General features: G+C 39.7%; 24 protein-coding genes. 19 read left to right on the forward strand and 5 right to left on the reverse strand.

The features are described from left to right. The first annotated feature begins 48 nt into the window (after positions 1 to 48). The 5 genes from IV512_RS19135 to IV512_RS19155 all read left to right on the forward strand — a co-directional run bounded on the left by IV512_RS19135 (position 49) and on the right by IV512_RS19155 (position 8152). The gene (locus IV512_RS19135; RefSeq protein WP_209406285.1) at positions 49 to 2793 is read left to right on the forward strand and encodes a PSD1 and planctomycete cytochrome C domain-containing protein; all 2745 of its coding nucleotides are present in this window, start codon (positions 49 to 51) and stop codon (positions 2791 to 2793) included. Between the two features lie 11 nt (positions 2794 to 2804). After that, on the forward strand, positions 2805 to 4337 hold the full coding sequence (locus IV512_RS19140) for a DUF1501 domain-containing protein (RefSeq protein ID WP_371743327.1): 1533 nt from the start codon (positions 2805 to 2807) through the stop codon (positions 4335 to 4337). Between the two features lie 24 nt (positions 4338 to 4361). Further along, entirely contained in the window at positions 4362 to 5252 is an 891-nt protein-coding gene (locus IV512_RS19145; protein WP_209406287.1) for a sugar phosphate isomerase/epimerase, read from the forward strand. Then, positions 5249 to 6643: a c-type cytochrome domain-containing protein gene (locus tag IV512_RS19150; RefSeq protein WP_245224969.1), complete on the forward strand. Its 1395-nt coding sequence runs from the start codon at positions 5249 to 5251 to the stop codon at positions 6641 to 6643. The genes IV512_RS19145 and IV512_RS19150 overlap by 4 nt, the downstream gene beginning before the upstream one ends. Before the next feature lie 78 nt (positions 6644 to 6721). Then, positions 6722 to 8152 (forward strand): DASS family sodium-coupled anion symporter, encoded by a 1431-nt coding sequence (locus tag IV512_RS19155; RefSeq protein WP_209406288.1) that lies wholly within the window; start codon positions 6722 to 6724, stop codon positions 8150 to 8152. Between the two features lie 78 nt (positions 8153 to 8230). Here IV512_RS19155 and IV512_RS19160 read toward each other — a convergent pair whose 3' ends face one another. Then, entirely contained in the window at positions 8231 to 8635 is a 405-nt protein-coding gene (locus IV512_RS19160; protein WP_209406290.1) for a hypothetical protein, read from the reverse strand. A 571-nt stretch (positions 8636 to 9206) separates the two neighbouring features. Between IV512_RS19160 and IV512_RS19165 the strand changes: the two genes are divergently transcribed. From IV512_RS19165 to IV512_RS19215, 11 genes are all read left to right on the forward strand, one after another. Further along, positions 9207 to 11696 (forward strand): zinc-dependent metalloprotease, encoded by a 2490-nt coding sequence (locus IV512_RS19165; RefSeq protein WP_209406292.1) that lies wholly within the window; start codon positions 9207 to 9209, stop codon positions 11694 to 11696. A gap of 254 nt (positions 11697 to 11950) precedes the next feature. Then, positions 11951 to 12103, forward strand: a complete 153-nt coding sequence (locus tag IV512_RS19170; protein WP_157813154.1) for a hypothetical protein — start codon at positions 11951 to 11953, stop codon at positions 12101 to 12103. A gap of 167 nt (positions 12104 to 12270) precedes the next feature. After that, the gene (locus IV512_RS19175) at positions 12271 to 12720 is read left to right on the forward strand and encodes a hypothetical protein (RefSeq protein ID WP_209406294.1); all 450 of its coding nucleotides are present in this window, start codon (positions 12271 to 12273) and stop codon (positions 12718 to 12720) included. A gap of 154 nt (positions 12721 to 12874) precedes the next feature. Continuing rightward, positions 12875 to 13747 carry a polysaccharide deacetylase family protein gene (locus IV512_RS19180; RefSeq protein ID WP_209406296.1) on the forward strand — a complete coding sequence of 291 codons (873 nt, stop codon included), beginning with the start codon at positions 12875 to 12877 and terminating at the stop codon, positions 13745 to 13747. 121 nt (positions 13748 to 13868) lie between these two features. After that, complete coding sequence (locus IV512_RS19185; protein ID WP_209406298.1) at positions 13869 to 14288, forward strand: META domain-containing protein; 420 nt, start codon at positions 13869 to 13871, stop codon at positions 14286 to 14288. Positions 14289 to 14643: 355 nt separating this feature from the next. Further along, the gene (locus IV512_RS19190; protein ID WP_100869546.1) at positions 14644 to 14976 is read left to right on the forward strand and encodes a helix-turn-helix transcriptional regulator; all 333 of its coding nucleotides are present in this window, start codon (positions 14644 to 14646) and stop codon (positions 14974 to 14976) included. 61 nt (positions 14977 to 15037) lie between these two features. Next, entirely contained in the window at positions 15038 to 15502 is a 465-nt protein-coding gene (locus IV512_RS19195; protein WP_209406300.1) for a DUF6428 family protein, read from the forward strand. A gap of 20 nt (positions 15503 to 15522) precedes the next feature. After that, positions 15523 to 16140, forward strand: coding sequence for a low molecular weight phosphatase family protein (locus tag IV512_RS19200; protein WP_209406302.1), 618 nt, complete (start codon positions 15523 to 15525; stop codon positions 16138 to 16140). Between the two features lie 2 nt (positions 16141 to 16142). After that, positions 16143 to 17189 (forward strand): ACR3 family arsenite efflux transporter, encoded by a 1047-nt coding sequence (arsB, locus tag IV512_RS19205; protein ID WP_209406304.1) that lies wholly within the window; start codon positions 16143 to 16145, stop codon positions 17187 to 17189. A gap of 247 nt (positions 17190 to 17436) precedes the next feature. Beyond that, on the forward strand, positions 17437 to 18939 hold the full coding sequence (locus tag IV512_RS19210) for a PD40 domain-containing protein (RefSeq protein WP_209406306.1): 1503 nt from the start codon (positions 17437 to 17439) through the stop codon (positions 18937 to 18939). Positions 18940 to 18943: 4 nt separating this feature from the next. Beyond that, positions 18944 to 20110 (forward strand): S9 family peptidase, encoded by a 1167-nt coding sequence (locus tag IV512_RS19215; RefSeq protein ID WP_209406308.1) that lies wholly within the window; start codon positions 18944 to 18946, stop codon positions 20108 to 20110. 9 nt (positions 20111 to 20119) lie between these two features. Here the strand turns inward: IV512_RS19215 and hemL are convergent, their stop codons facing one another. From hemL to IV512_RS19235, 4 genes are read right to left on the reverse strand one after another with little or no spacing between them, the layout of a single operon-like run. Beyond that, positions 20120 to 21400, reverse strand: coding sequence for a glutamate-1-semialdehyde 2,1-aminomutase (gene hemL / locus IV512_RS19220; RefSeq protein WP_209406310.1), 1281 nt, complete (start codon positions 21398 to 21400; stop codon positions 20120 to 20122). Between the two features lie 47 nt (positions 21401 to 21447). Next, positions 21448 to 22305, reverse strand: a complete 858-nt coding sequence (locus IV512_RS19225) for a glucosaminidase domain-containing protein (protein WP_209406312.1) — start codon at positions 22303 to 22305, stop codon at positions 21448 to 21450. After that, a complete protein-coding gene (locus IV512_RS19230) occupies positions 22296 to 23201 on the reverse strand; it encodes a 1-aminocyclopropane-1-carboxylate deaminase/D-cysteine desulfhydrase (protein WP_209406314.1) in 906 nt (301 codons plus the stop codon). Before IV512_RS19230 ends, IV512_RS19225 begins: the two co-directional genes overlap by 10 nt. Further along, positions 23202 to 23543 carry a hypothetical protein gene (locus IV512_RS19235; RefSeq protein ID WP_209406316.1) on the reverse strand — a complete coding sequence of 114 codons (342 nt, stop codon included), beginning with the start codon at positions 23541 to 23543 and terminating at the stop codon, positions 23202 to 23204. It lies immediately after the preceding gene. A gap of 280 nt (positions 23544 to 23823) precedes the next feature. On the opposite strand from IV512_RS19235, the gene IV512_RS19240 reads away from it, so the two are divergent. From IV512_RS19240 to IV512_RS19250, 3 genes are all read left to right on the forward strand, one after another. Next, the gene (locus tag IV512_RS19240) at positions 23824 to 23979 is read left to right on the forward strand and encodes a DUF5522 domain-containing protein (RefSeq protein WP_209406318.1); all 156 of its coding nucleotides are present in this window, start codon (positions 23824 to 23826) and stop codon (positions 23977 to 23979) included. A gap of 71 nt (positions 23980 to 24050) precedes the next feature. Further along, entirely contained in the window at positions 24051 to 24620 is a 570-nt protein-coding gene (locus tag IV512_RS19245; protein WP_100869556.1) for a DUF4136 domain-containing protein, read from the forward strand. A gap of 131 nt (positions 24621 to 24751) precedes the next feature. After that, entirely contained in the window at positions 24752 to 26518 is a 1767-nt protein-coding gene (locus IV512_RS19250) for an aromatic amino acid hydroxylase (RefSeq protein WP_209406320.1), read from the forward strand. Positions 26519 to 26569: the final 51 nt, after the last annotated feature.

Raw genomic sequence — 26569 nt, forward strand, 5'->3', positions numbered from 1 at the left:
ATTTTTCTGGGGTGCTTTTGCGCTTGAATATTGCTTATCTTATTACAAATGAAAAAAAGGATCAATATTATTTTTCGAATATTCACGGCAGCGGGTGTTATGGTTTCAATAGGCCTACTGCACTCCTGCCAAGATGCCAATCGTGTCGATTTCAGCACTCAGATAAAGCCGATATTGAACAAAAGATGTATCTCTTGCCATGGTGGTATAAAAAAGAGCGGAGGCTTCAGTTTGCTTTTCGAAGAGGAAGCTTTTGCAAACACAGAATCGGGTCAACCAGCGATTGTCAAAGGTAACGCTTCAGGTAGTGAAATGATTAAAAGACTTCATGAAGAAAACCCCGAACTACGCATGCCCTACGAAGGTACTAAGCTACCTGATGAGGAGATAGAGTTACTGACCCGTTGGATTGATCAAGGTGCTGAATGGGGTGAACATTGGGCATATTCGCTTCCAGAAAAAGTAGAAGTACCAAAAATAATATCAGAAGCCAGTTTTGTACCCAATGAATCTACAGAATTTCTAAAGAATGATATCGACAACTTTATTCTTGTAAAGCTTTCCGATAACGAATTACAACCCAATGCTCCCGCAGAAAAGAATATTATTGCCCGAAGATTGGCCCTTGATATTACCGGCCTGCCCCCATCCCCAGAACTACTCAACAAATTTGAAGCTAATGAACTGTCTTATGAAATGTTGGTCGATTCACTTTTATCTCAACAAACATATGGGGAAAAATGGGCGACTTGGTGGCTTGATTTGGCTCGTTATGCAGATTCAAAGGGGTACGAAAAAGACATGGGCCGCGAGATTTGGAAATACCGTGATTGGGTAATTGATGCTTTCAATTCAAACATGCCTTATGACCAATTTACCACAGAACAATTGGCCGGCGACCTGCTACCTCAACCCTCAACTGATCAACTTATAGCAACGGCATTTCACAGAAACACCATGAACAATGATGAAGGTGGTACCGATGATGAAGAATATCGGGTGGCCACTGTAATCGATCGTGTGAACACAACCTTTGAAGTTTGGCAGAGTACTACTATGGGTTGTGTACAATGCCATAGCCACCCTTATGACCCTTTCAAGCACAAAGAGTATTATAACCTCATGGCTTTCTTCAATAATTCAAGGGATGAAGATACGCCCAACGAATCTCCAGTCTTGAAAATGTACACTCCCGAACAACAGAAAAAAGTGGATAAAGTGGTTGAGTGGACGTCTAAACATGCAGATGAAAAGTTAACCAAGAAATACAAAGACTTTCTTCAATACACCGAACCGGTATATAAGTCTCACTTCTTTTCAGATTTTAAGAACAGTGTATATGATGACCATGCCTCTGTCGTGTTTTGGGATGGCGGCAATTGCATAATAGAAAATGCATATACCGATGAGGCTAGTTATGTATATCTCAACTTGCGGTCTCATTATAATGGTACGAAAATGATTATTAGAAAAGGTGATGCTGATGGTGCTATTTTAGGTGAGTTTAATATTAATAAGGTCAAAGAAAATACTACGCTTCAGTTCCCAATAAAGAAAATCACCGAAAAAACCGATATCTATATCGAGACCCAGAATAATGCGGTTGCCGAAGAAGTCAATATACTTAATTTATACTGGGTCGGTTTTATACCTGATTTGCCTGCAAGAGAACAGCCTGGCTGGTCGGCAATAAACGAAGCTTTTATTGAATTGCTAAATGTTAATCCGTTGACGGTACCAATAATGGCGGAAAACCCGGAGTATATGAAACGTACTACTCAATTATTCGACAGGGGCAGTTGGTTGACAAAAACCGACACCGTAGAACCGGGTGTTCCCAAAAGCCTTAATGCATGGGACGAAAATTGGCCTGATAATCGTTTAGGGCTCTCAAAATGGATTGTAGATAAAAAAAATCCGTTAACCGCACGGACTTTGGTCAACCGGGTATGGCATCAAATTTTTGGCCGTGGAATCGTTTCTACGGTTGAAGATATCGGATCCCAATCTGAGCCGCCATCACACCCTGCATTATTAGATTGGCTCTCGCTTCGTTTCATGAACGAGATGAATTGGAGCATTAAAACATTAATCAAAGAAATTACAATGTCGGGCACCTATCGGCAAAGTTCCGAGAGTACCTCAGACATGTATCGCATAGACCCTGAAAACGAGCTTTACGCCCGTGGACCAAGAATAAGATTGGGAGCTGAACAAATTAGAGACCAGGCTCTGGCCGTAGCGGGGTTGTTAAGCGATAAAATGTATGGCCCTGGGGTAATGCCACCGCAACCCGATGGGGTTTGGCAAACTGTATATAACGGTGCAAAATGGATAGAAAGTAAAGGGGAAGACCGTTACCGCAGAGGTATTTATACCTACTTGAAACGAACAAGCCCCTACCCTTCTTTCTTGACATTTGATGCAGGAAGCCGTGAGGTTTGTACTATAAGAAGAACGGTCACCAATACCCCATTGCAGGCCTTGGTGACTTTAAATGACCCGGTGTATCTAGAGGCCTCTTATCAGTTGGCAAAAAACACGAGAGTGGTTTCCGATATAGATAAAAGCATTTCAAATGCATACTTAAAAGCTACCTTTAAAAGAATTGAATCGACATCACTTAAAACTTTAAAAGAACTTTACAACAGTTCGCTATCGGAGTTTAAAGAGAGTCCTGAATCTTCGGAATTATTCCTTCATTTTGATGACAAGCCCTCCCCTGAACTAAGTGCCTTGACCGTGGTGGCCAATGCTATTATGAATTTAGATGAATTTCTTACAAAAGCCTAATAGACAAAACTGTGAAACACAACTCAGACATTGTAAATCGATTGCTTAGAGAAAAGCTCGAACGAGAAACACAGGCTAAAACACGCCGACATTTCATTAAGAGTTGTGCCCAAGGTATGGGGGGCTTGGCTTTAAGTTCTATATTTATGGGATGTGATCCATTGAGCCCATCAAAACCTAAGACGAATAGCGGCTTAGCCAGTGGCTTGTCAGAGAGAGACCTGAACCCTCTGTCAACATTAGCACCACATTACGGCCCTAAGGTAAAGTCTGTAATTTACTTGCATATGGCGGGCGCGCCATCACAATTAGAAATGTTCGATTACAAACCAGAGCTTCAAAAATATGACGGAGAAGATTGCCCGCAATCGCTCTTAGAAGGCAAAAAGTTCGCTTTTATTAAAGGAACTCCCAAATTAATGGGTCCTCAAGCTGATTTTAAACAAGAAGGCGAGTCAGGCAATTGGGTCTCCAATTTTCTCCCACACTTCAAAAGTGTAGTCGACGAAGTTGCATTTTTGAAAGCGGTGCATACCGACCAATTCAATCATGGGCCCGCACAGTTGTTCATGCATACGGGCAGCCCTAGGTTAGGCAGGCCGAGTATTGGCTCGTGGGCCACCTATGGCCTTGGATCAGAAAATCAAAATCTACCTGGTTTCGTAGTCTTGACATCCGGAGGAAACACTCCCGATGCCGGAAAAAGCGTTTGGGGCAGTGGCTTCTTGCCTTCCGTTTATCAAGGGGTGCAGTGCCGTTCTAAAGGTGACCCGGTGCTTTATATTGACGATCCTGACGGTATTTCAAGAAATCTAAAGAAAAGCACCATTGATGCTATAAACGAAATCAATAAAGAAGAATACGTTAAATATGCCGACCCCGAAATATTGGCCAGAATCAATCAGTATGAGATGGCATATCGAATGCAGATTGCCGTTCCTGAAGTAATGAACATCAACAACGAACCAGAACACATAAAACAAATGTACGGGGTTGAACAGGGCAAAGAATCATTTGCGAACAATTGCCTTTTAGCCAGGAAACTGGTGGAAGACGGAGTACGTTTTGTACAGCTGTTCGATTGGGGATGGGATACCCACGGAAATGTGCGCGAAGGTTCAGTCGACCTAGGCTTGCGTAATAAATGCCGTGAAATTGATAGACCCATGACCGCACTGATTCTTGATTTAAAACAACGGGGTCTGTTAGATGATACTCTAATTGTTTGGGGTGGTGAATTTGGTAGAACACCCATGCAAGAAAATCGGGGCAATAAAGAAATGGCTTATAAGGGCCGTGATCACCACGGAGACGCCTTTACCATGTGGATGGCCGGTGGCGGCATCAAGAAAGGAGCATCTCACGGACTAACTGATGATATTGGTTTCTCTGGTATTGATGGTCGCGTGTCCGTTCATGATGTGCATGCCACCATTTTACATCTTTTAGGTTTCGACCATGAAGAATTTACCTATGAATTTCAGGGCAGGCCATTTCGTCTTACCGATGTTGAGGGCGAAATTATAAAAGAAATCTTAGCTTAGCCTAGAACCACCAACCCAACCCATATGAAAAAACACTTACTATACGCCATTCTAATGGTGTTATGCAATAACTTTTATGCTCAATCAGAAAAGAAAAAACTATTGTTTTTTCAAACCGATTGGGGGCGTTCGATATCTTGGGATGCCTTCTGCGAAAAAACAAAAGCAGCAGGTTATGACGGTCTAGAAACTTGGTTTCCTACGGATGAAAAGGAAGCGACAGCCCTAAAAACCGCATTAAAAAAGTACAATCTGCAAGTGGGGTTTTTAAACGGCACTAACAAATCCATTCCTATTCAAGAAAGTTTGAAAGCCTATTCCGAAAACTTCAAGAATATAGTCGCTTGGAAACCGGCCTATATCAACTGTCACACCGGCAGCGATTTTTTCACATTTGAGCAGAATAAGGCCTTTATCGATGCTGCGAACAAAATTGCCCGGCAAAATGACATTCCTATTTACCATGAAACACACAGAGGGCGTTTCAGCTTCAACCTCCCAGACACCCAGAAATACCTTTCTGCCATTCCGGAATTAAAACTTACTTTAGATATTAGTCATTGGATGGTCGTTCATGAGTCATTATTACAGGCACAAGATTCAGAATTAGAACAAATTATCGACCGTTCATCTCACATTCATGCTAGAATTGGTCATGCTGAAGGCCCACAAGTTAACGATCCTCAAGCACCTGAATGGAAAAAAGCTGTAGACCGACATCTCGATATATGGGAGAAAATAATCAGGAAAAAATGGGAAACAAAAGATTATTATACCATTACCACAGAATTTGGCCCCGCTGACTATATGCCCACCTTACCTTATACAAAACTACCCATCGGTAATCAATGGGAAGCCAACACCTATATGATGAAACTTTTGAAAGAACGCTTGAATATATTGGCTAGCAAATGATTGATGTTCTGCAACAACTTCTAGGGCGGCTTCACCCCTTGGTCGTGCATCTGCCTATTGGGTTTATAATCTTGGGCTTACTATTGCAATGGTACGATCGCAAACAAAATCAATATTCTGAAGTAATTGCCTTCACCTATCTATGTGCAGGAATTGCGGCGACGTTGGCCTGCATCACAGGTTATTTGCAATACATTGGCGAAGGCTATTCGTTTGAAACGGTGAAATGGCATTTATGGTCAGGTATTGCTACGGCCTTATTTTCGTTTTTAATGTATGCAAAGTTTAAACAGCTGAACCTAGTTGCATTTATTTCGAAGGTACCAGTTATCGGGTTATCCATCATCTTTTTTGTATTGATTTCATTTACGGGCCACCAAGGAGGAAATATTACCCATGGAGAAGATTACCTGGTAGAACCATTACCCAACTCTATCAAATCGGCCTTGGGTTATGACACCTTTGAGGAAAAGGAAATAACCCTTACCGAAGAGAATTGGCAAGATGCCCTAATATATGAAGAGGTTATACAACCCATTCTGAACAACAAATGTGTTAGTTGCCATAATCCTAAAAAAGCAAAGGGAGAGTTAATGCTTCACTCCGCCGAAGCCATCATCAACGGAGGTGAAAACGGAGAAGTTCTTGTTGCCCAAGATACTGAACATAGTGAGTTATTTTCACGAATGGTTCTGCCCATAGAAGATGATAATCACATGCCGCCTGAAGGTAAGACCCAACCCACCAAAGAAGAAATAAAACTAGTGGGTGCCTGGGTAGATGCCGGACACCCATTTGAAGGCTCAATTCAAAAATCAAAATTACCTAAAGAACTGTTCGTCTCATTTTTTCCGAATAAACATGACGTTGACCACCCTGATATCGAAATCCCCAAAGCTTCTCAAGATAGTATCAAAGCTATAAAAGCCATAGGGGTTTATGTTGATCCTATAAGCGAGTCTACCAACTTTTTAAGTGTTTCATGCATCAACCAATCTAGTTTTAGTGATGGAGATTTTGAAATTCTCGTTCCCATTAAAAATCAAATATCACGTTTAGATTTGGGCGGCACCCAAGTGACCGACGCCATTTTTGAAATGCTGGGTACCTTACCTAACCTTACAATTTTAAAATTGGATTACACTAAGATCACTGGTGAAAAAATTAGCTTGCTAGAAAATCTCGAACACCTAAAAACAATCAACCTTACCGGAAGCGATTTTCAACAAAAACTTGACGTATTCTTAAATTTCAAGAACTTGAATAAAATCTACCTCTACAAAACGCAAGTGGACCCAACTGGGGCCAAAAGTTTGAATAACGGTAAGGTCAGTATTGATTACGGTGATTACCAATTACCTGCAATAGCCTCAGATTCTATTATATATTAATAAAAATCATCTGCAAACTGGGCCTTCGCTTTCAAATACAAAAGAAATAACATAGTTTAGGGCAAATAAATTCCATCTATGGAGCTAAGCAAAAAAGCAGGACTCTTCTTGGGCCCGATATTGTTCTTCACCATTCTCAGCCTACCATTTGATATGATTTCCGACAAGGGAGACAGTGTCATCGCCATCGCAGTTTGGATGGTCACCTGGTGGATTACCGAAGCGGTATCCATCTCCGTTACCGCCCTGTTACCATTGCTGCTCTTTCCCATTCTAAAAATAATGGATATCGGTGATGTAGGTGCTAATTATGGTAGCCCTATCATTTTTTTGTTCTTTGGTGGTTTTGTACTGGCCTTAGCCCTCGAGAAGGTTAATCTTCACAAACGTATTGCACTGAATATCATTAAAATAACGGGCACAACGCCGAATAAAGTAGTACTGGGTTTTATGATTGCCACTGCTTCTTTAAGTATGTGGATCAGCAACACAGCAACAACCGTAGTAATGTTACCCATTGCTATGTCTGTCATCGGGCTGTTGGTAAATGATGCCGATGGGTTTACAAAAGATGACAGAAATTTTGCTCTTAGTGTTATGCTGGGCATTGCTTTTTCGGCCAATGCCGGAGGCGTGGCAACAGTAATCGGCACACCGCCCAATTCAGTTATGATCGGCCTATTGGAAAATGAATATAATATCGAGATTTCATTTTTAAAATGGATGGTACTCGGCGTTCCCTTTTCCGCCTTAATGATATGGATCAGTTACTTGGTGCTGGTAAAGTGGATGTATCCCAACAAACAATTGAAGTTTGCAGCATCTAAGGAAGTCATTAATGAAGAACTTAAAAAACTAGGCCCTATGAGCGGAAAAGAGAAGATGGTACTTTCCATTTTTGGGGTGACCGTCTTTTTATGGATTTTCAGAACGGTAATCAACGGGGTTTTTCCGGCGTTGAAACTTAACGATACCATGATCAGTATAATGGCCGCTATTGCCATGTTTTCCATTCCTTATAACATGAAAAAAGGAGATTTTATTATTACGTGGAAAGACACTGAAAAACTGGCATGGGGCATCTTAATACTTTTTGGTGGGGGGCTCGCGTTGGCAAAAGGAATGTCGGTAAGCGGTATTGTAGATATGGTATCGGGTGCAATTGGTGAGAGTAATATCAGTATTCTGTTTACTGCCATATTATTGATAACCTTGATGCTATTTATGACCGAGTTAATGAGCAATGTGGCTCTAATTGCCGTACTCGCCCCGGTAGTTGCAGGTATCGCCATCGGTCTTGACCTTCCTATTCTTTATTTACTCATTCCGGTAACTATTGCCAGTAGTTGTGCTTTTATGCTACCTATGGCCACGCCACCTAATGCAATAGTTTTCGCAAGCGGATATGTAAAGGTGAGCGAAATGGCCCGTGTTGGAGTAATACTCAACATCATAGCCATTGTCATACTGGTTCTGATATTTCAATTTGTTCTACCCCTACTCTTTTAAACTTTACCTACATAAATAACAAAGCCCCAACTTTGCAGAAGGGGCCTATGGTTAGCTTATTCAAATATAGGGAGCTTATTAATTCTTCCTTATATACGGGTCAAAACCCTCTGGTAGATGTTTTTTTGTATCAAAATCTATAATATCATCAGCGGCATCGATATAGTCAAATGCTTCAACATCCGTAGGGTACGCATAAGCATTAAAATCGTCCGGTAGATATTTTTGGGTTTTAATATCAAGTTCATTTTCTTCTTCGATAAATTCGATAGAATCTAAATCTACATATATCTTGTAGGGATTGAAATCTTCTGGCAAATAATCTGCTGTATCGAAACCGAGGTCGAATTCAGTATCTTCTTCTATATAAGGTACCGAACTAATAATTAAATCGTCTCGTTCACTTGCTGGGTCAGATGCAAATATTGCGTTTACCAAACTAAGACCCAATAACATCGTTACTTTAAAACTCTTTGTGTTCATAACATTTGTAGGTTTGTTGTATGAGTCTATATAACGCTGTATAGTTTCAATATTGCATTCTCATTTTACAAGAAAGATGCCTCATATATGTCAAATTGACTAATTCTTAGTTTAAGCTCATTTAATATAACATCTTCACAATTTAACATTTCGAGAAGTACAACCTTGGCAAAAAAACGCTTCAATTTTTATTTGCAAAAATTTGAACTTTTCAATCTCTTATAGCCATTAACATATTAGCCTTCACCATTTTATCGTATTTAGGAGTCATTTGGCCACTAAACAAAAAAATAATGCCGCTGCAAGCAGCGGCATTATCCCGACTAATTCAAATAATTTAAATGATAATTATTTATATATAAGACTAATAAAACTACTCGATGTTACAAAACAAAGTAACTTTCGTTACCACATAGATGATAAAACAAATCTACAATCTGTTAATTAATCAGAAAACCGTTGTGAAGAAAACTCGGCTTATGATTTAGTTAACAAAAAATTAAAGGTTTTTTTCAGTTCTTTGAATTCCTTTTATTCTAAGCACGATTGTAAGACCAAACAAAAATCAGGCATGCTAAAATCCATCATCTTCAAACTGACTTTATTCCTTTTTACTATTAATTTTACAACTGTAGAAGCTCAAATTTTCAAAAAGAGCAAGAGCGAAAAATCAGAGAAAAAAGGTGAGGACAAAGACGACAAAATAAAACCTTATAAAAAGGTCATTACTAAAGAAGCAAAGACCGATAAGGGCCTCTTTGATGTTCATGTTGTCGATGAAGATCATTTCTACGAAATACCAGATTCACTCTTCAACAAAGAAATGTTGATGGTAAGTAGAATCTCTAAAACTGCTACAGGCATCGGTTTTGGCGGAGGTAAAATAAACACTAAAGTGCTTCGGTGGGAGAAAAAACCGACCAAGGTTCTATTGCGCGTGGTAAGTTATAACGTCTATGCAGCTGATTCACTACCCGTGCATGAGGCTGTCGTCAATTCAAATTTTGAACCCGTGCTTCATGCTTTTGACATTAAAGCGTTTAAAAAAGATTCTCTGAAACCGGCGACAGTTATTCAGGTCAATGATTTTCTTGAGAAAGATGTAATGGCCTTAGGTATGCCCGAGGGATATAGAGAACGCTATAAGGTATCTCGATTAGATGAGGCCAGAAGCTATATTGAAAGTATAAAAAGTTACCCCTTGAACGTAGAGGCTCGCCATGTTAAAACCTATTTGGCAAAAAAACCACCGAGTAACGGAAGCCTAGGTTCAATATCGGTTGAAATCAATAACTCAATGGTGTTACTTCCTGAAACTCCCATGAAACGCCGATATTTTGACGAACGAGTCGGTTGGTTCACAAGCGGACAAACAGATTACGGCCTCGATGTACAAGAAAGCAAGACGGTAAAATTTCTAGACCGATGGCGTTTAGAAGTTAAGGAAGAAGATAGAGAGAAATTCAAAAATGGAGAATTGGTCGAGCCCAAAAAACCGATAGTATATTATGTAGACCGAGCCACCCCTAAAAAATGGATTCCCTATATCAAGCAGGGTATCGAAGATTGGCAAGTTGCTTTTGAAGAAGCTGGTTTTAAGAATGCCATTCTTGCGAAGGATCCCCCGACACCTGAAGAAGACCCCGAATGGTCACCGGAAGACGTACGTTATTCGGTGGTTCGCTATTTAGCATCCCCAATTCCCAATGCGAACGGCCCACATGTTAGTGACCCCCGAAGCGGTGAAATATTGGAGTCGGATATTAACTGGTACCATAATGTAATGACCTTATTGCGTAACTGGTTTTTCGTTCAAACGGCTGCTATCAACCCTGAAGCCCAAAAATTAGCATTTAAAGATGAGATCATGGGGCGACTGATTCGGTTCGTATCTGCTCATGAAGTGGGTCACACCCTAGGTTTACCCCATAATATGGGAAGCAGCGTTGCCTACCCGGTCGATTCATTACGTTCTGTATCTTTCACCAAAAAGTACGGTACGGCACCTTCTATAATGGATTATGCCCGTTTCAACTACGTAGCCCAACCCGAAGATGGTGATGTTGCCCTAATGCCAGATATAGGCATCTATGACAAATATGCCATCAAGTGGGGATACCACCCTATTCTAGATAAATCTGCGAAAGAAGAAGAATCGGTATTAGATGAATGGATTATGGAACATGCCGGTGATCCGCTTTATCGATTCGGTCATCAACAAGTTGGCGACATAGTAGACCCCAGTTCCCAAACCGAAGATCTGGGCGATGACGCTATCAAAGCAAGCTCCTACGGTATCGAAAACTTAAAACGAATTGTACCCAACCTCATTCTATGGACCCAAGAAGAAGGAAAAACCTATGAGGACCTAGAAAAACTATACGGTCAAGTAATTGCGCAATTCAACAGATACATGGGGCATGTTTCCAATAACATCGGTGGGGTATACGAGCTTCAAAAAACCTATGACCAAGAAGGTGCCGTATATATTCCTGTAGCAAAAGAACATCAAGAAAACTGTATGAGCTTCTTACAGCAAGAGCTTTTTAGTACTCCTGAGTGGTTGTTAGACCAGAATATCTTTAATAAGATTCAGTATTCTGGTTTTTTAGAACAGGTGCGAACCATGCAGGTACGTACCTTAGACAATATTCTAAGCCTAGGAAAATTGCAGCGAATACTAGAAAATGAGACCGCCAACGGTGCCGAAGCTTATCGACTGACCCAAATGATGGATGACCTTAGAACTGGAATCTGGTCTGAACTCAATACAGGAAAAACTATAGATACCTATAGGCGTAACCTACAAAAAGCGCACGTTGATCGATTGGCCTATTTAATGACCGCCGAAAATCAGAAAAAGCAGCCGGCCTATGACGGTTATCAAAAATCAACGGTCGTAAATACAAGTCAATCTGATATTCGGTCGATAGCAAGAGCTGAATTGGTAATCCTACAGCGAATGGTAAAAAATGCTATCAATAGAACTTCAGATAGCATGAGCAAGTATCATTTGCAAGATGTTGAGAAACGCATAGATTTAATCTTGAATCCAAATTAAGGATGTATAATAGGCAGATGTATGTCTTAGACGCTATATGCTCATAGATATAACGTACGCCTATAAAACTAGGCCTCATACTAATATCCGGTTATGTTCGTTCATCGATGAAATACAAAATCAATCGGTGTAAGAAATACCCTAACAACATTTTAGTGGTGTTTGACCACACAAAGTACGTCTTACGCAACAACTCGCGTTTTTGAGCTTAAGTTTTATATACTTTAGTACCAGAAATCAAAAACACACGTCCCATGTCTGAAAGATTTAAAAGTTCAATATACTTAGCCGCATTTATTCTTGCATCGATTATTTATTATAACGAAACCAACACTGAAGCACCCCAAGCTTCTGAAATGGCATCTGCGGATGTGGAACAAATTTCAAATGTTGAGGCGATAGATTAACAATATTAAATTCGAACAAACCTACTTATTAGGGTGTGATTTCACACCCTTTTTTTGTGCCCGAAAATGAAATCATAGGCTGTTAAAAAATATATAATTTAAAATAGCCCATTAAACCAAAGAGATATTGAACGGTCATATAGGTGTTAATTTATAAAAATAGAAAAATGAAGAAAGTTATTGTAATACTACTATGTATGGTTGGCGTAACCGCCATGGCTCAAAAAGGTGATAACCCAGAAAGAGGTCACATGAAAGAACTTAGTCCTGAACAGGCCGCAACGTTACAGACCAAAAAGCTCACATTGGCACTTGACCTTGACAAAAATCAGCAATCTAAAGTTATGGCCCTTAATTTGGAGCATGCCAAAATGAGAAAAGCCAAAATGGAAGAGCGAAAAGCTGCAAAAGAAAAAGGTGAGGTGAAAAAACCGACAGCTGATGAACGCTATGCTATGCAAAATGAAAAATTGGACCAGATGATAGCTCACAAAGCCGAGATGAAAAATGTGCTTTCCGAAGAGCAGTATCAAAAATGGCAAAAAATGAACATGCATAAAAAGAAAAAATCAGGTAAAAGACGTGATAAAAGAAAAGAACGTCACTCAAGAAAGTAATTCTATTTAACTGCAGAATATAAAAAGCCACTCAATTTAGAGTGGCTTTTTTTATGAAAACTTTACAGCATGCATTAGGTGGAACGAGTGTTTAAAATCTCAATTTGAGTATCTTCGAAACATTGGTTCTATCCAAACATTATCTTATACTGAAATGGATTTATTGAAAAAATTAGGTTACCCGAAAAACACTAAACTTCTCATTATTCATGCCGACGATGCGGGGCTATCGCACTCAGAGAACAGGGCGACAATTAAAACCCTAGAAGACGGTTTTGTGAATTCGTATAGTATTATGGTACCTTGCCCATGGTATTATGAAATGGCCCTTTATGCAAAAAATAACCCCCAATACGATTACGGAATTCATTTAACCCTTACCTGTGAATGGGAAAACTACAAATTCGGACCAGTGTTACCTGTATCCCAAGTGCCCAGTCTTGTTGATGAAAATGGTCACTTTTATAAATCGCGGGAGAAACTTAGACAAAATGCTTCTGCAGCAGATATTGCTAAAGAACTTGAGGCACAAATAAAAAAAGCACTTGAATTCGGACTTGAACCGACCCATCTAGATTCGCATATGTACAGCGTGGGGGCTCACCCTGAATTCTTCAAAATCTATAAAAATCTAGGTGAACAATTTAATTTACCTGTTTTTCTCAACAAACAATTGTTGCAAATGGTAGGTCTAGACCCCAAGACGAACCTGAGTGATAGTGATTACACCATAGACCATACTTACTTTGGTGAATTTAAATATTTTGAGAATGGAGAACTGTACGATTATTATAAGAAGTCTATTGAAAATATGGGGTATGGGGTTAATTTAATTTTAATTCACCCGGCCTTTAATGACGATGAAATGAAAGGCGTAACCATTAACCATCCAAATTTTGGCTCAGAGTGGCGTCAAATTGACCTTGATTTTTTCACAACCGAAAAAAGCCGTGCGTTATTAAAGAAAAATGACATAAAGTTGATTACCTGGAAAGAAATCAAATACTTAATTCAAAACAACACTTAAATTCCGATAAACTTTCTTCTAATGGTATGTAGTTACTAAGATAGTTCTAACATGGCATGTTTGTTGTTTTTCCCATTCCATGTTCAATAAAATGATAAATCACAACTATAAATTTATTCAAATGAAGATTAAATATATAATTCTAATAATACCCATTATTTTGTTCTCATGTAAATCTCAAAACAAAATACCCAATATAGATTTTTATAACGCTACATGGGAGCTTGAGTATATATCGGGCCCTCGTATTGCCTTTCATGCACTTTATCCGAATAAAAAACCTATTATAAACTTCAATTCAGAAAATAATACAGTAGTAGGCAATAGCAGTTGTAACGGGTACTCGGCGCCTTTTAACCTCAATGGTAATGCCATCTCTTTTGGCGAACCTGGCCCTTCGACCTTGATGTATTGCGGTGAAGGCGAAAAAGTATTTTTGAACATGATGAAAAAAATCAATGCCTATGGTTTTGATGAAGAAGGTAAATTACAACTGCTTATGAACGAAATACCCGTAATGCGTTTTAAAAAAGCCAACTAGTTTTAATATGCCATAGATTTTGAAGAAGAAACCCACCCTCTGAAATAGAAATAAAATAATACGAGCTAAAGCAAGCAGTCTTTCATAGCTTAGCCATCTTGATTAAAACGAATCTATCTTATAAAAAAATCACTATTTAGTTTCTTGCGGACCTCAAAAACAAGTTCGCCCAAGAGGCCATAAATACCCTGACCAAAGAGAACGCTTATAATTGGTGGAATAAAATAGATAGGCAGTTCAACCTTGAATCTTTACCACGTATAACATTGAATAGAGAGCTGAAAAGTTAATTAAAAAACACAAATTTGGATGCTATATTATTTAATCGTAATATTGCAATGTAATAATTAAAGAGATGGGATTAGCCAAAACTGAAATGTTCACTGATGAACAAAACGAAATAGCATTGTTCGCCAAGGTTTTCGGGCATCCGGCCCGGGTGGCAATTCTACAATATTTGTTCAAACTCAAAACCTGTTTCTGTGGAGATTTGGTCAGCGAAATTGGCTTGGCCCAACCCACAATATCCCAACATCTAAAAGAACTTAAACATTTGGGCCTTATAAAAGGTAATGTTGAAGGTACCAGTGTATGTTATTGTATAGCTGTAGAGAATTGGAGTAGTATGAAGGAAACGATGTTAGAATTTTTAAATCAAGACATTACGAGCAATCAGAACTGTTGTTAAAAAATTTGGTTCCATTAATCGTAAAATTGCAATATTAAGATTAAATAAAACGAAGACTACTATGAATTTATCTGAAATTAAAGAAACCCTTAAGCAGCTAGAAAAAATTGCCTTTAAATTACCGAACGGTGAATTGGTTCCCCGACATTTTCATGTAACCGAGGTAGGTAAAGTAACCAAAAACTTTATTGACTGCGGAGGTACGGTCAGAAACGAAGAGGTCGTTAATTTTCAATTATGGAATGCCAACGATTACGATCATAGACTTCATCCCGAAAAATTAGTAGATATTATAGAATTGTCTCAAAACAAATTAAACATTGGCGACTTAGAGATAGAGGTAGAATACCAAGGTCGTACCATTGAAAAATTCGGGTTGGATTTTGACGGCACAAACTTTCTTTTGACCACCAAGCAAACCGACTGCTTGGCAAAAGAAAACTGTGGCATTCCCGAACAACCTGAGTTGAAAGTTATCGAAACACAGGCTGCCAATACTTGTACTCCAGGCAGTGGATGCTGCTAATCAATAATACAATTATTTAGATGTCATTATATCAAAATATAGAGAACACCATTTCAGCTTTGAACGTTGAAACCATCTCTGAAGAACGTAAAAAAACACTACAACCGCTTGTTGAATTCATTCAACAAAAAGTAGACACGAAAGAAGATATTCGCATTAATTTCATCTGTACCCACAACTCTCGCAGAAGTCATCTATCACAAATTTGGGCACAGACTTTAGCCTATCACTTCGATGTTCGAAATGTTTTTTGCTATTCTGGTGGAACTGAAAGTACAGCTCTTTTTCCTATGGTAGCCAAAACGCTTGCGAATACCGGTTTTGAGGTTTCTAAAATTTCAGAAACCGAAAATCCTATTTATAGCATTAAATATTCAGAGAATGAACATCCTGTTATAGGTTTTTCAAAAAAATTGGATAGTGAATTCAATCCTACTTCTCAATTTGCAGCTATTATGACTTGTTCGCAGGCCGATGGTGGCTGTCCATTTATTGCAGGGGCAGAAAAGCGAATTCCAATAACATTTGAAGACCCTAAGGCTTTCGACAACACTCCCCAACAGGCTGAGAAGTATGAAGAACGAAGTATTCAAATTGCTACGGAGTTGTTTTATGTATTCTCTCAAATTCAATCGTAACTATGGCTGAAAAAAAATTGAGTTTTCTCGATAGAAATCTAACTTTATGGATATTTTTCGCCATGGCTGTTGGTGTTGGTATCGGGTATTTTTCTCCAACGTTTCCCGAATTTATTAATTCATTTAGTAGTGGATCGACGAATATACCTATAGCCATAGGGCTGATATTAATGATGTACCCGCCATTGGCTAAGGTGAATTACGCCTTACTTCCTAAAGTTTTTCGGAACACCAAAATCTTATCCATTTCCTTATTGCTAAATTGGATTATAGGGCCAGTACTCATGTTTCTTTTGGCCATCACTTTTCTTAGGGATTACCCGGAATATATGGTCGGTCTAATCTTAATAGGTTTGGCCCGTTGCATAGCCATGGTCTTGGTGTGGAACGACCTTGCTGAAGGCAGTAGTGAATATGGTGCAGGTCTGGTGGCCTTGAACAGCATTTTTCAAGTATTTGCCTATAGCTTTTATGCCTACATTTTTATTACCGTACTTCCACCTTATTTTGGGTTCGAAGGAGCTATTGTTGACATTTCCATAGGAACAATTGCCGAAAGTGTGGCCATCTATCTAGGTTTACCTTTTCTACTGGGCATTCTAAGTAGGTTAATTTTGGTCAAGCTTAAAGGTGAAGAATGGTACACGACTAAATTTATTCCTGCGGTTTCACCTATGACCCTTATAGCCTTGCTTTTCACTATTGTAATCATGTTCTCGCTCAAAGGGGAGCTTATTGTTCAGATTCCTCTTGATGTTTTGATCATAGCAGTTCCACTATTGATTTATTTTACGTTAATGTTCATCATTGGGTTCTTTGTTACCAAGGCTACAGGCACCGAGTATGATAAAACAGCGTCAGTTGCATTTACCGCGGCAGGCAACAATTTTGAACTCGCAATTGCAGTAGCCATAGCTGTTTTCGGGCTTAATTCAGGTCAGGCCTTTGCCGGTGTAATAGGTCCGTTAGTAGAAGTTCCAGCGCTTATTCTTTTGGTAAAGGTTTCATTCTGGTTGCGAAAAAAATATTATAAAAATGTGATAGTATAATTCATTTTATGGAGAACAGAATTGGGCAGGTCGTAAAGATCTGCCCTTTTTTATTTTGAAAATCTTAACCCAAGTCAACTTAAAGGCCACATACTAATAGTATGGTTGGGCACAAGCTCGACCGGACTGAAAATATTTTATACCAAAACTTTAACTACAATCCCTTATCTTTAGTTGTTACTTAACACACTGAGGTTCTGCATAATTACCATGCTACCTTGTACTCAACCACTAAACTAAAGGGAAAATGCATACCAAGAAATCGCTTCAGACCATACTTTTTTGTTGTATGGCCGTATTTGTCAATGCACAAAATATCTCAGGTATTTTTAATAACACCGGTGATGTGGGTGCCGTTAAACATAAGGGATCAACTACCTATGATAGTGAATCGCGAACCTATGAACTTTCAGGTTCTGGAGCCAACATCTGGTTTGACAAAGATGAATTTCACTACGCTTATAAAAAACTTAACGGAGATTTCATTCTACGAACCCGGGCGAAATTCATCGGTCATGGTGTAGACCCTCATCGAAAATTGGGTTGGATGGTGCGTACCGGTCTTGATACTGGTTCTGCAATGGTCTGTGCAACCGTACATGGTGATGGTCTCACCTCCATTCAGTTTCGCAAAGAAAATGGTAAACAAGTGGAAGAGGTCACTTCGCCCGTTAAAATGCCCGATATTATTCAGTTGGAAAGAAGAGAAAGTTCCTTTCTATTAAGTGTTGCTAAATATGGTGACCCATTTTGGACGGTCGAAATTCCGCACTTTGAATTTCCCGAAGAGGTGTATTCGGGTCTTTTCGTTTGCTCACATAATGCAGATGTAGTCGAGAAAGCCAACTTTGAAAATGTACGTATTGTTCTACCGGCACCTACTGACCTTATTCCCTATCAAGATTATCTCGGAAGCCATTTAGAACGGATGGACGTTGCCACGGGTACACGAAAAATACTTCACACGGTTACCAATTCCATTCAAGCTCCGAATTGGACTCCAGATAACAAAACCCTAATTTACAATAGTGAAGGGCTCATCTTCAACTATGATTTAGCGAACGGAAAAGTAGTCCAACTGAATACCGATTTCGTTCAAAGCAACAATAATGACCATGTACTTTCTTTTGACGGAAAAATGCTCGGCATCAGTAGTGCCAGCGGAGAAGAAGAATATGGGTCTTTAATTTATACCTTGCCTGTAGATGGGGGAAAGCCAAAAAGAATAACCCCTACAGGCCCAAGTTATTTGCACGGCTGGTCACCTGACGGGAAGTGGCTCACTTTTACGGGAGGAAGAAATAGCGTTTACGATATTTACAAAATTGCTTCCGACGGTGGTAGCGAAGAAATAAAATTGACCAATGAATCTACGTTAGATGACGGTTCGGAATACAGCCCTGATGGCAAATACATTTATTTTAACTCAGCCAGAACCGGTTCTATGGAACTTTGGCGGATGAAACCCGATGGTAGCGAACAAGAGCAGCTGACCGACGACCACCTTCAAAATTGGTTCCCACATATTTCGCCCGATGGCAAATCGATTGTTTTTCTATCCTACTTACCAGAAGTAGATGCAAGTGCCCACCCCTTTTACAAACAAGTTTATTTAAGAACAATGCCAGTTGATGGTGGGCGTATAAAAGTAATTGCCTATCTGTACGGAGGTCAAGGAACCATTAATGTACCCAGCTGGTCACCAGACGGTAAACACATTGCATTTGTAAGTAATACTAAAGTTGAATAGCCTTATGAAAATCAAGTTTACTATAGCGCTAACCTTTCTTTTTCTCTTTACGGGAAGTTTTTATGCCCAAGAAAATATGCTTTGTATGGGTCGCTATTGGACCGAGGATGAAGGCAACCTGATGCTTAAAAAGTTTGCTTCTGAATGGAACGACCTTACCACTTGGGAAACTCGTGCCGCCCAAATAAAATCAGGTATCATCGAGGGGCTACAGTTAGATAAAATGCCAAAAGTAGAAGGAAACCTTAATACAATTATAAATAACAAAAGGGAAATGGACGGGTATACCGTAGAGAATATTGCAATTGAAAGTTTTCCGGGTTTCTATGTAACAGGTAATCTTTATCGGCCAATTTCAGATAAGAGCACATTTGCCGGCATACTCTCTCCGCATGGTCACTTTCCCGATAAACGATTTACGCACTATATTCAAAAAAGGGCGGCGGTACTGGCCCGAATGGGGGCCATTGTTTTTGCCTACGACATGGTCGGTTATGGAGAAAGCAAACAGGTAGAGCACAAAATGCCAATAGCTCTTTTACTACAAACGTATAACAGCCAAAGGGTTTTGGATTATTTGCTATCAAGACCCGATATCGATGCCGATAGAATTGGCATGACCGGTGGTTCTGGCGGTGGCACCCAAACCTTTGTACTTACCGCCATCGATGACCGCATTAAAGCTTCTGCCCCGGTCGTTCAGGTTTCGGCGCATTTCTTTGGAGGATGTGTTTGTGAAAGCGGAATGCCCATCCATAAAAGTAAAAACCATCAGACCAGTAATGTTGAAATAGCCGCCCTTTGCGCACCACGCCCAATGTTACTGGTTTCCGATGGTGCAGATTGGACTCGTAATACCCCTCGAGTCGAATACCCATACATTCAAAAAGTATACGCTTTGTACGACGCGGAGCATAAGGTGGAAAATGTTCATCTTCCGACCGAGAAACATGATTATGGCTACTCTAAGCGAACGGCAGCATATAACTTCTTTGGTCACCACCTGAATTTAAGTATGGGAAACATACCTTACGCTGAAGGATACCAAGAAGATTTCGTCACCATATTACCTGCCGAAGAACTCAAGGTTTTCACTTCAAAAAACCCTATGCCCGATACGGCATTAAATGGTAACGACGCCGTTATGGATTATTTGAAAATTCAACCTTAGCAACAGCTTTTACAAATCTAGTTTCTTTAGTGCATCAATGGTAACGTCTAAATCGGAATAGCTTATTGCATCATTCAAGAAATAGCTTTCGAAAGCACTTGGTGGCAAGTAAATGCCTTGCTCAAGCATACCATGAAAATACTTCTTGAAAGTGTCGTTGTTTCCTTTTGCCGAAGTTTCAAAATCTACTACTGGATCTTCGGTAAAATGCACTGAAATCATGCTGCCGAATCGGTTGATTTGGTAAGGCAACCCTTTTTCTTTTAGTACCGTATCAAAGCCTTCGTGCAGATAAGCTGTTTTTTTATCAAGGCTTTCGAATACTTCAGGGGTACCGTTGAGTTCTGTCAACATGGCCAGCCCGGCGGCCATGGCCAATGGGTTTCCGCTTAAAGTACCGGCTTGATAAACGGGGCCTTCAGGTGCCAAGTGCGACATGATATCGGCTCGGGCAGCGAAAGCACCAACGGGTAATCCGCCCCCAATTACTTTACCAAAACAAAGAATATCGGCATCGACCCCTAACGCTTCTTGTGCACCGCCCTTCCCTAATCGGAAACCAGTCATCACCTCATCAAAAATCAATAGAATTCCCTCTTCGGTACAAATCTGACGAAGTCCGTTTATAAACTCATCCTTAGGAATTATACAACCCATATTGCCCGCTACAGGTTCAATTATAATTGCAGCGATCTCACCATCATTGGCTCTGACCAACTCACGAACACTCTGCAAATCATTATACTTGGCCAACAAAGTATCTTTTGCCGTACCTTGAGTAACCCCTGGGCTGTTCGGGCTGCCAAAAGTGACGGCTCCACTACCCGCCTGAATCAAGAACGAATCAGAATGGCCGTGATAGCAACCTGCAAACTTGATGATTTTATCTTTACCGGTATAACCTCGAGCCAAACGAATAGCACTCATACAGGCCTCCGTACCACTATTCACGAAACGAATCTTATCGATATTCGGTACCATAGACACTGCCAGTTTCGCTAATTCGGTTTCTATTTCCGTAGGCATCCCGAAAGAAGTTCCCTTTTTAGCCTTTTCGATTACCGCATTTATGACGGGTTCGTAGGCATGACCCAAAATCAGTGGACCCCAAGAAGCGATATAATCGATTAAACGGTTACCATCTTCATCATAGAGGTATGCTCCTTTTGCTTCCTTTACAAAAATTGGATCACCACCAACAGCCTTAAATGCACGTACGGGTGAATTTACACCACCAGGAATATATTTTTGGGCCTCTGCAAAAAGGGCACTACTTCTCTTATAAATCATAGATAAAATTTTGTTTGTTAGTTAACTAAAAGTGATCACTGGGCCGGTCACTTGTTATAGTTCTCAGTTTTAACGGTAAGTTTTTGACCAACGGAAATATTGGTGTCGTACATATAGTTCCACCGCATCAGTTCATCAACGGAAACAGCATATTTCTTGGAAAGCGAATATAGAGTATCACCTTGTTGTACAATGTGAAAGTCAGGTGCTGCTTTTACTACAACTGATTCATGGCTTTGTTTGCCATAGCCTTCACCGAGCACAGCCTTATCATACCGATATAGTTCATGGCGTTCTATCAATGCTATCAATTTTTGGGGATAGCGCTTATCGGTCGCGTAACCGGCCTGCCTGAGGCCTTTTGCCCATCGTTTATAATCATCTGAGGGGTAATCGAACAAAAATGCATATCGAGAGCGGTTTTTCAAGAAAATGCTATGGTCACGATAAGAATACATCGGATGATTGTATTTACGAAAACATTCCCCTTTTTCATCATCATCATGAAAATCGTAATCGCCTTGCCAACCGGTATGGCATTTAATGCCAAAATGGTTATTGGTCTTTAATGCAAGCGCTCCTTTACCAATACCACTTTCTAAAAGCCCTTGTGCCAACGTGATACTAGCAGGAATACCGTAAGCTTTCATTTCCATTTGGGCAATTTCAGAAAACGTACGAACATACTCTTCTGGGGAAGAAATATCAAATCGTATAAATTCTCCCGTATCCTCGGGCATAATGTAAAGTCCGTCATCTACCTTCCTTACCTCCTCTTTGGTCTCAACGACCATAGGTTTGGGTCGTTCACGTTCTCTGTTCTGAGAAACCGTGCGTTTTGTTTTACATCCTATAAAAAAAATGCCCAGAACGGACAATAGTAGAAGTCTACGTGCTACACGCATATCAATGGAAGATTTTTCTTTTTCAAGTTCTCGTTCATTCCCTTTACACCCTGTAAACCGCCTGTGTGAATGGCTAAAATTTTAGAGCCAGGAGGGAAATAGTCCAGTTTAATCAAATCTAATATACCAAACATCATTTTGCCAGTATATATAGGATCTAAAGGAATTGAGGTTGCCTTTTTAAACTCATTAATAAAATTGATTAACTGAGTAGTCACCTTGGCATAACCACCAAAATGGTAATCTGAACACAGACTCCAGTTTTCCTTTGTGGCAAATTTACAAATATCTTCTTTTAAAAAATCTCCTTTAAGTGCAGGAAATCCCAAAACCTTTTGAGTATCAACAGCTGAATTACTGATTCCGGCAATAGTACCTCCAGTTCCGACAGCACAGGCGACATAATCAAAGTTTTTATCTTCAACGTTCAATATTTCTTCACATCCTTTAACGGCAAGTGAATTAGTACCACCTTCGGGAAGCAAGTAAAATTCACCCAACTCTGATTTTAGACCATCGATAAATGAAACATCGTTTTTCTTTCGATAAGCCTCTCTGGTAACAAACTTAAATTGCATGCCCTGTTCATGGGCCAGTTCTAATGTTTGATTTTCATGCCAATTTTCCAACAATTCTTCCCCGCGAATAACACCAATAGTCTTCAAGTTATGAAACTTGCCCGCATAGGCCGTGGCAGCAATATGATTCGAAAAGGCTCCACCGAACGTTAATAAAGTTTCGTGGCCTTTCGCCTTGGCCGCCTCTAAATTGTATTTGAGTTTTCTAAACTTATTACCAGAAATCTGTGGATGTAGCAAGTCTTCTCGACGTAGAAACAAAGAGACCTTTTTTTTCTCAGCAATAGAAAGTGGTATTTTATCGGTAATGGCTTTCAACTAGGCATATTCTGTGCCCCAAAGATATTTAATAAAGGCCAAAGGTCTACGCTGTGTAGTATAATCAAGGTTCTTTTCATTCTCATACGCCTCTCGCTCAAAACTTATGTTCTGATAGGCTTTGTAGCTATCGAAATATAAAACCGTACGTACGAGCCACTCGGCGATATAAAAAATATAGAAGAAAACAATCAACAGTTCTTGCTGCTGTTTAAGGTGTATACGCTCATGATTGATTAAAACAATGTCTTCTTTCAATCTATCGTGCTTTAGAAAGATAAAGGGCCATAGGGAAAGCCCTACATAGTTCTTATAAAAAAAATGTTTAAAAACTAAGATCATAATCTAAGGTTTAAACGGAGGTAAACAAATTTAATTGTTAATACACCGCCATGCCTCTTAACTCAAATTTGTTGCCAACAATTGCATTTACTCGTTAAAAACACCATAAACAACTATAAAATGTATGTTTTTTACAACTAACTTTGGCTGTTATTAACAATTTGAAGTAACTTCAAAGGTAATTATGCAGCTAACCAAAAGCTGGGTTGTGGCCACAGAACCAATGAAATAACTTTTTATTTGATTATAATAACAGTGCTATTGAAAAGAAAATCGAAGGATGAAAAAAATCATTCCCTTAGAAGAGGGCGACTATTATTTTTCTGAACAAGGATACAAAGTTTTTACGGCACAGTACTTGCTCAAAAGAGGCTATTGCTGTGAAAGCGGCTGCAGACACTGCCCCTATGGTTTCGACATCAAGAAAGGCATCTGATAAACCAAGGCCTTCGGCACGATATTTGAGACTATTTTAAACATACATTTCTTAACTCCAAATAAAAAAATATGAAAAAGATTAAAATTTTGGCGGTCCCGATGCTTATTCTACTCTTCCTAAGCTCTTGTTCGTCTGTACAAGTACTTTCCGATTACGATAAAGAAGCCGATTTCAACACCTATAATTCGTATGCTTTTTATAAAACAGGTATCGATAAGGCGCAAATTTCAGATTTGGACAAAAAGCGAATTCTTCGCGCCATTGAATCTGAAATGGGCAAAAGAGGCTTTGTCAAATCTGAAAACCCCGATATTCTCGTAAGCATATTCACTAAAGAAAAAGAACAGGTCGATATTTATAATAATTACTGGGGCGGAGGTTTCGGTTGGGGCTGGAGCCCATACTATTGGGGTGCCGGTTGGGGCCCAGGCTGGGGAGGCAACAATGTTTCTACCCGTACCGAAGGTTCATTGTACATAGACCTTATCGATGCCAATAGCAAAGAATTGGTATGGCAAGGTAAAGGTGTTGGCAACCTTGGTAATATTAGCAATATCGAAAAGAAAGAAGCGCGTATAAAAGAATTTGTTTCTGAGATATTAATGCAATATCCACCAAATACTATGGCTGCCCGATAATTTTGCAGCCTTGAAAAACATAAAGCCTTTCTTAATATAAAGAAGGGCTTTTTTTTGTAACATCAATAGTAAATTTCAGCCTAACTTACCGACTAAACCGCATTTTGTAACTTTGTAGAAAGACCCTTTTTATGTCATACGAAAGTAATCCTGTTTTAGATAAATTGCCTAAACATTTAAGGCAATACATTAAACCACAGAATTATGGCAACTACACGGCAATAAACCAAGCCGTGTGGCGCTACGTTATGCGAAAGAATGTGGACTACCTTAGTAAAGTAGCTCATAACTCTTATCTAGAGGGATTGAAAAAAACGGGCATCTCCATTGACCATATTCCGAATATGTATGGCATGAACCGTATTCTCAAAGAAATCGGTTGGGCAGCCGTCGCTGTTGATGGGTTCATACCTCCTTCCGCTTTTATGGAGTTTCAAGCCTATAATGTTTTGGTCATTGCTTCGGATATTCGACAGCTTGAAAATATCGAATACACACCAGCACCGGATATTATTCATGAAGGTGCAGGGCACGCGCCTATAATTGCCAATCCGGAATACGCAGAATATTTAAGAAGGTTCGGAGAAATAGGATGCAAGGCCATTTCCAATGCCAAAGACTTTGAACTTTATGAAGCGGTAAGACATCTGTCTATCATCAAAGAAGCATCGGGAACACCTCAAACGGAAATTGAAGAGGCAGAGAAACGAATTGAAGAATTACAGCAAAATATGGGCGAACCCAGTGAGATTGCCCTGATTCGTAATTTGCATTGGTGGACTGTTGAATACGGATTAATCGGCACTACTGATAAGCCGAAAATCTATGGTGCCGGACTTCTATCATCTATCGGAGAAAGTGCTTGGTGCATGACCGACAAGGTGAAAAAGGTACCTTACAGCATTGAAGCTGCCTATACTCCCTTCGATATTACCAAACCCCAACCTCAACTTTTTGTCACCCCCGATTTTGCATTTTTAAGTCAGGTTTTAGAAGATTTCGCCAATACTATGGCATTAAGAACGGGAGGCCTGAGCGGCATCAAAAAACTAATTGAATCTAAAGAGCTGGGCACTATTGAACTCAGTACCGGTTTGCAAATTTCAGGTAATTTTGAAAGCGTGATTGAACATGAGGGCAAACCCGTGTATTTTCAAACTAAGGGAAAAACAGCTTTAGCCTTTCATGAGAAAGAATTGGTTGGGCATAGTACCAACCGACACGCTAATGGCTTTGGCTCCCCTCTAGGAAAGCTCAAAGGCATCAACATTGCTATCGAAGACATGAGCCCTAGAGATTTAAAGGCTTATAATATATTCGAAGGTCAAACAGTATCCTTAGAGTTTGTAGGCCATATTAAGATATCAGGTGAGATTATTACTGGAACCCGTAATCTTCAAGGAGAAATTATTCTGGTTACCTTTAAAAATTGTGTGGTTACGCATAAAGAAAATATACTGTTCGAATCTAAAAATGAAGAACTGTATAGTATGGCCGTGGGCCAAGAAATAGTATCGGCATTTCATGGCATAGCTGACCTTAACAGTTTTGACCTGGTCTCCCATTCGATTTCGGACTCCTCCGAAAAAGCCGATAAAATGATAGAACAGTCTCTATTAGAACAATACTACGAGCAAATACGACATTTTAGGGAAGGCAAAAACACCACTATTTCTCGACATAAAGTGTTTGACGCGGTACGGGAACACTACCCAAAAGACTGGCTCTTATCGATAGAACTCTATGAATTGGCACGAATTAACGGAGATGATGGTTTTGCCAAAGATATAGCCGAGCATCTAGAAACCGTGAAATTAAACAGTCCAAAATTAGGTCACCTCATCGATGATGGCCTGAACTTAGCGAATGAAGTATTTCAAGCTGAGCAAATAGAATGACCGAGAAGTATAGACCAGATTTAAAGGAAATCAAATTGCCAAACCGAACAC

Source organism: Pseudozobellia sp. WGM2 (genome assembly GCF_017810075.1).
Lineage (GTDB): Bacteria > Bacteroidota > Bacteroidia > Flavobacteriales > Flavobacteriaceae > JADNYK01.

Bases quoted from the DNA above. Each gene is read 5' to 3' on its own strand.
- IV512_RS19210 (WP_209406306.1), top strand. From the start codon at position 17,437: ATGCATACCAAGAAATCGCTTCAGACCATACTTTTTTGTTGTATGGCC.
- IV512_RS19245 (WP_100869556.1), top strand. From the start codon at position 24,051: ATGAAAAAGATTAAAATTTTGGCGGTCCCGATGCTTATTCTACTCTTC.
- IV512_RS19180 (WP_209406296.1), top strand. From the start codon at position 12,875: ATGGATTTATTGAAAAAATTAGGTTACCCGAAAAACACTAAACTTCTC.
- IV512_RS19215 (WP_209406308.1), top strand. From the start codon at position 18,944: ATGAAAATCAAGTTTACTATAGCGCTAACCTTTCTTTTTCTCTTTACG.
- IV512_RS19200 (WP_209406302.1), top strand. From the start codon at position 15,523: ATGTCATTATATCAAAATATAGAGAACACCATTTCAGCTTTGAACGTT.
- IV512_RS19150 (WP_245224969.1), top strand. From the start codon at position 5,249: ATGATTGATGTTCTGCAACAACTTCTAGGGCGGCTTCACCCCTTGGTC.
- IV512_RS19160 (WP_209406290.1), bottom strand. From the start codon at position 8,635: ATGAACACAAAGAGTTTTAAAGTAACGATGTTATTGGGTCTTAGTTTG.
- IV512_RS19185 (WP_209406298.1), top strand. From the start codon at position 13,869: ATGAAGATTAAATATATAATTCTAATAATACCCATTATTTTGTTCTCA.
- hemL (WP_209406310.1), bottom strand. From the start codon at position 21,400: ATGATTTATAAGAGAAGTAGTGCCCTTTTTGCAGAGGCCCAAAAATAT.
- IV512_RS19225 (WP_209406312.1), bottom strand. From the start codon at position 22,305: ATGCGTGTAGCACGTAGACTTCTACTATTGTCCGTTCTGGGCATTTTT.
- IV512_RS19195 (WP_209406300.1), top strand. From the start codon at position 15,038: ATGAATTTATCTGAAATTAAAGAAACCCTTAAGCAGCTAGAAAAAATT.
- IV512_RS19170 (WP_157813154.1), top strand. From the start codon at position 11,951: ATGTCTGAAAGATTTAAAAGTTCAATATACTTAGCCGCATTTATTCTT.
- IV512_RS19155 (WP_209406288.1), top strand. From the start codon at position 6,722: ATGGAGCTAAGCAAAAAAGCAGGACTCTTCTTGGGCCCGATATTGTTC.
- IV512_RS19235 (WP_209406316.1), bottom strand. From the start codon at position 23,543: ATGATCTTAGTTTTTAAACATTTTTTTTATAAGAACTATGTAGGGCTT.
- IV512_RS19190 (WP_100869546.1), top strand. From the start codon at position 14,644: ATGGGATTAGCCAAAACTGAAATGTTCACTGATGAACAAAACGAAATA.
- IV512_RS19250 (WP_209406320.1), top strand. From the start codon at position 24,752: ATGTCATACGAAAGTAATCCTGTTTTAGATAAATTGCCTAAACATTTA.
- IV512_RS19135 (WP_209406285.1), top strand. From the start codon at position 49: ATGAAAAAAAGGATCAATATTATTTTTCGAATATTCACGGCAGCGGGT.
- IV512_RS19240 (WP_209406318.1), top strand. From the start codon at position 23,824: ATGAAAAAAATCATTCCCTTAGAAGAGGGCGACTATTATTTTTCTGAA.
- IV512_RS19145 (WP_209406287.1), top strand. From the start codon at position 4,362: ATGAAAAAACACTTACTATACGCCATTCTAATGGTGTTATGCAATAAC.
- arsB (WP_209406304.1), top strand. From the start codon at position 16,143: ATGGCTGAAAAAAAATTGAGTTTTCTCGATAGAAATCTAACTTTATGG.
- IV512_RS19165 (WP_209406292.1), top strand. From the start codon at position 9,207: ATGCTAAAATCCATCATCTTCAAACTGACTTTATTCCTTTTTACTATT.
- IV512_RS19175 (WP_209406294.1), top strand. From the start codon at position 12,271: ATGAAGAAAGTTATTGTAATACTACTATGTATGGTTGGCGTAACCGCC.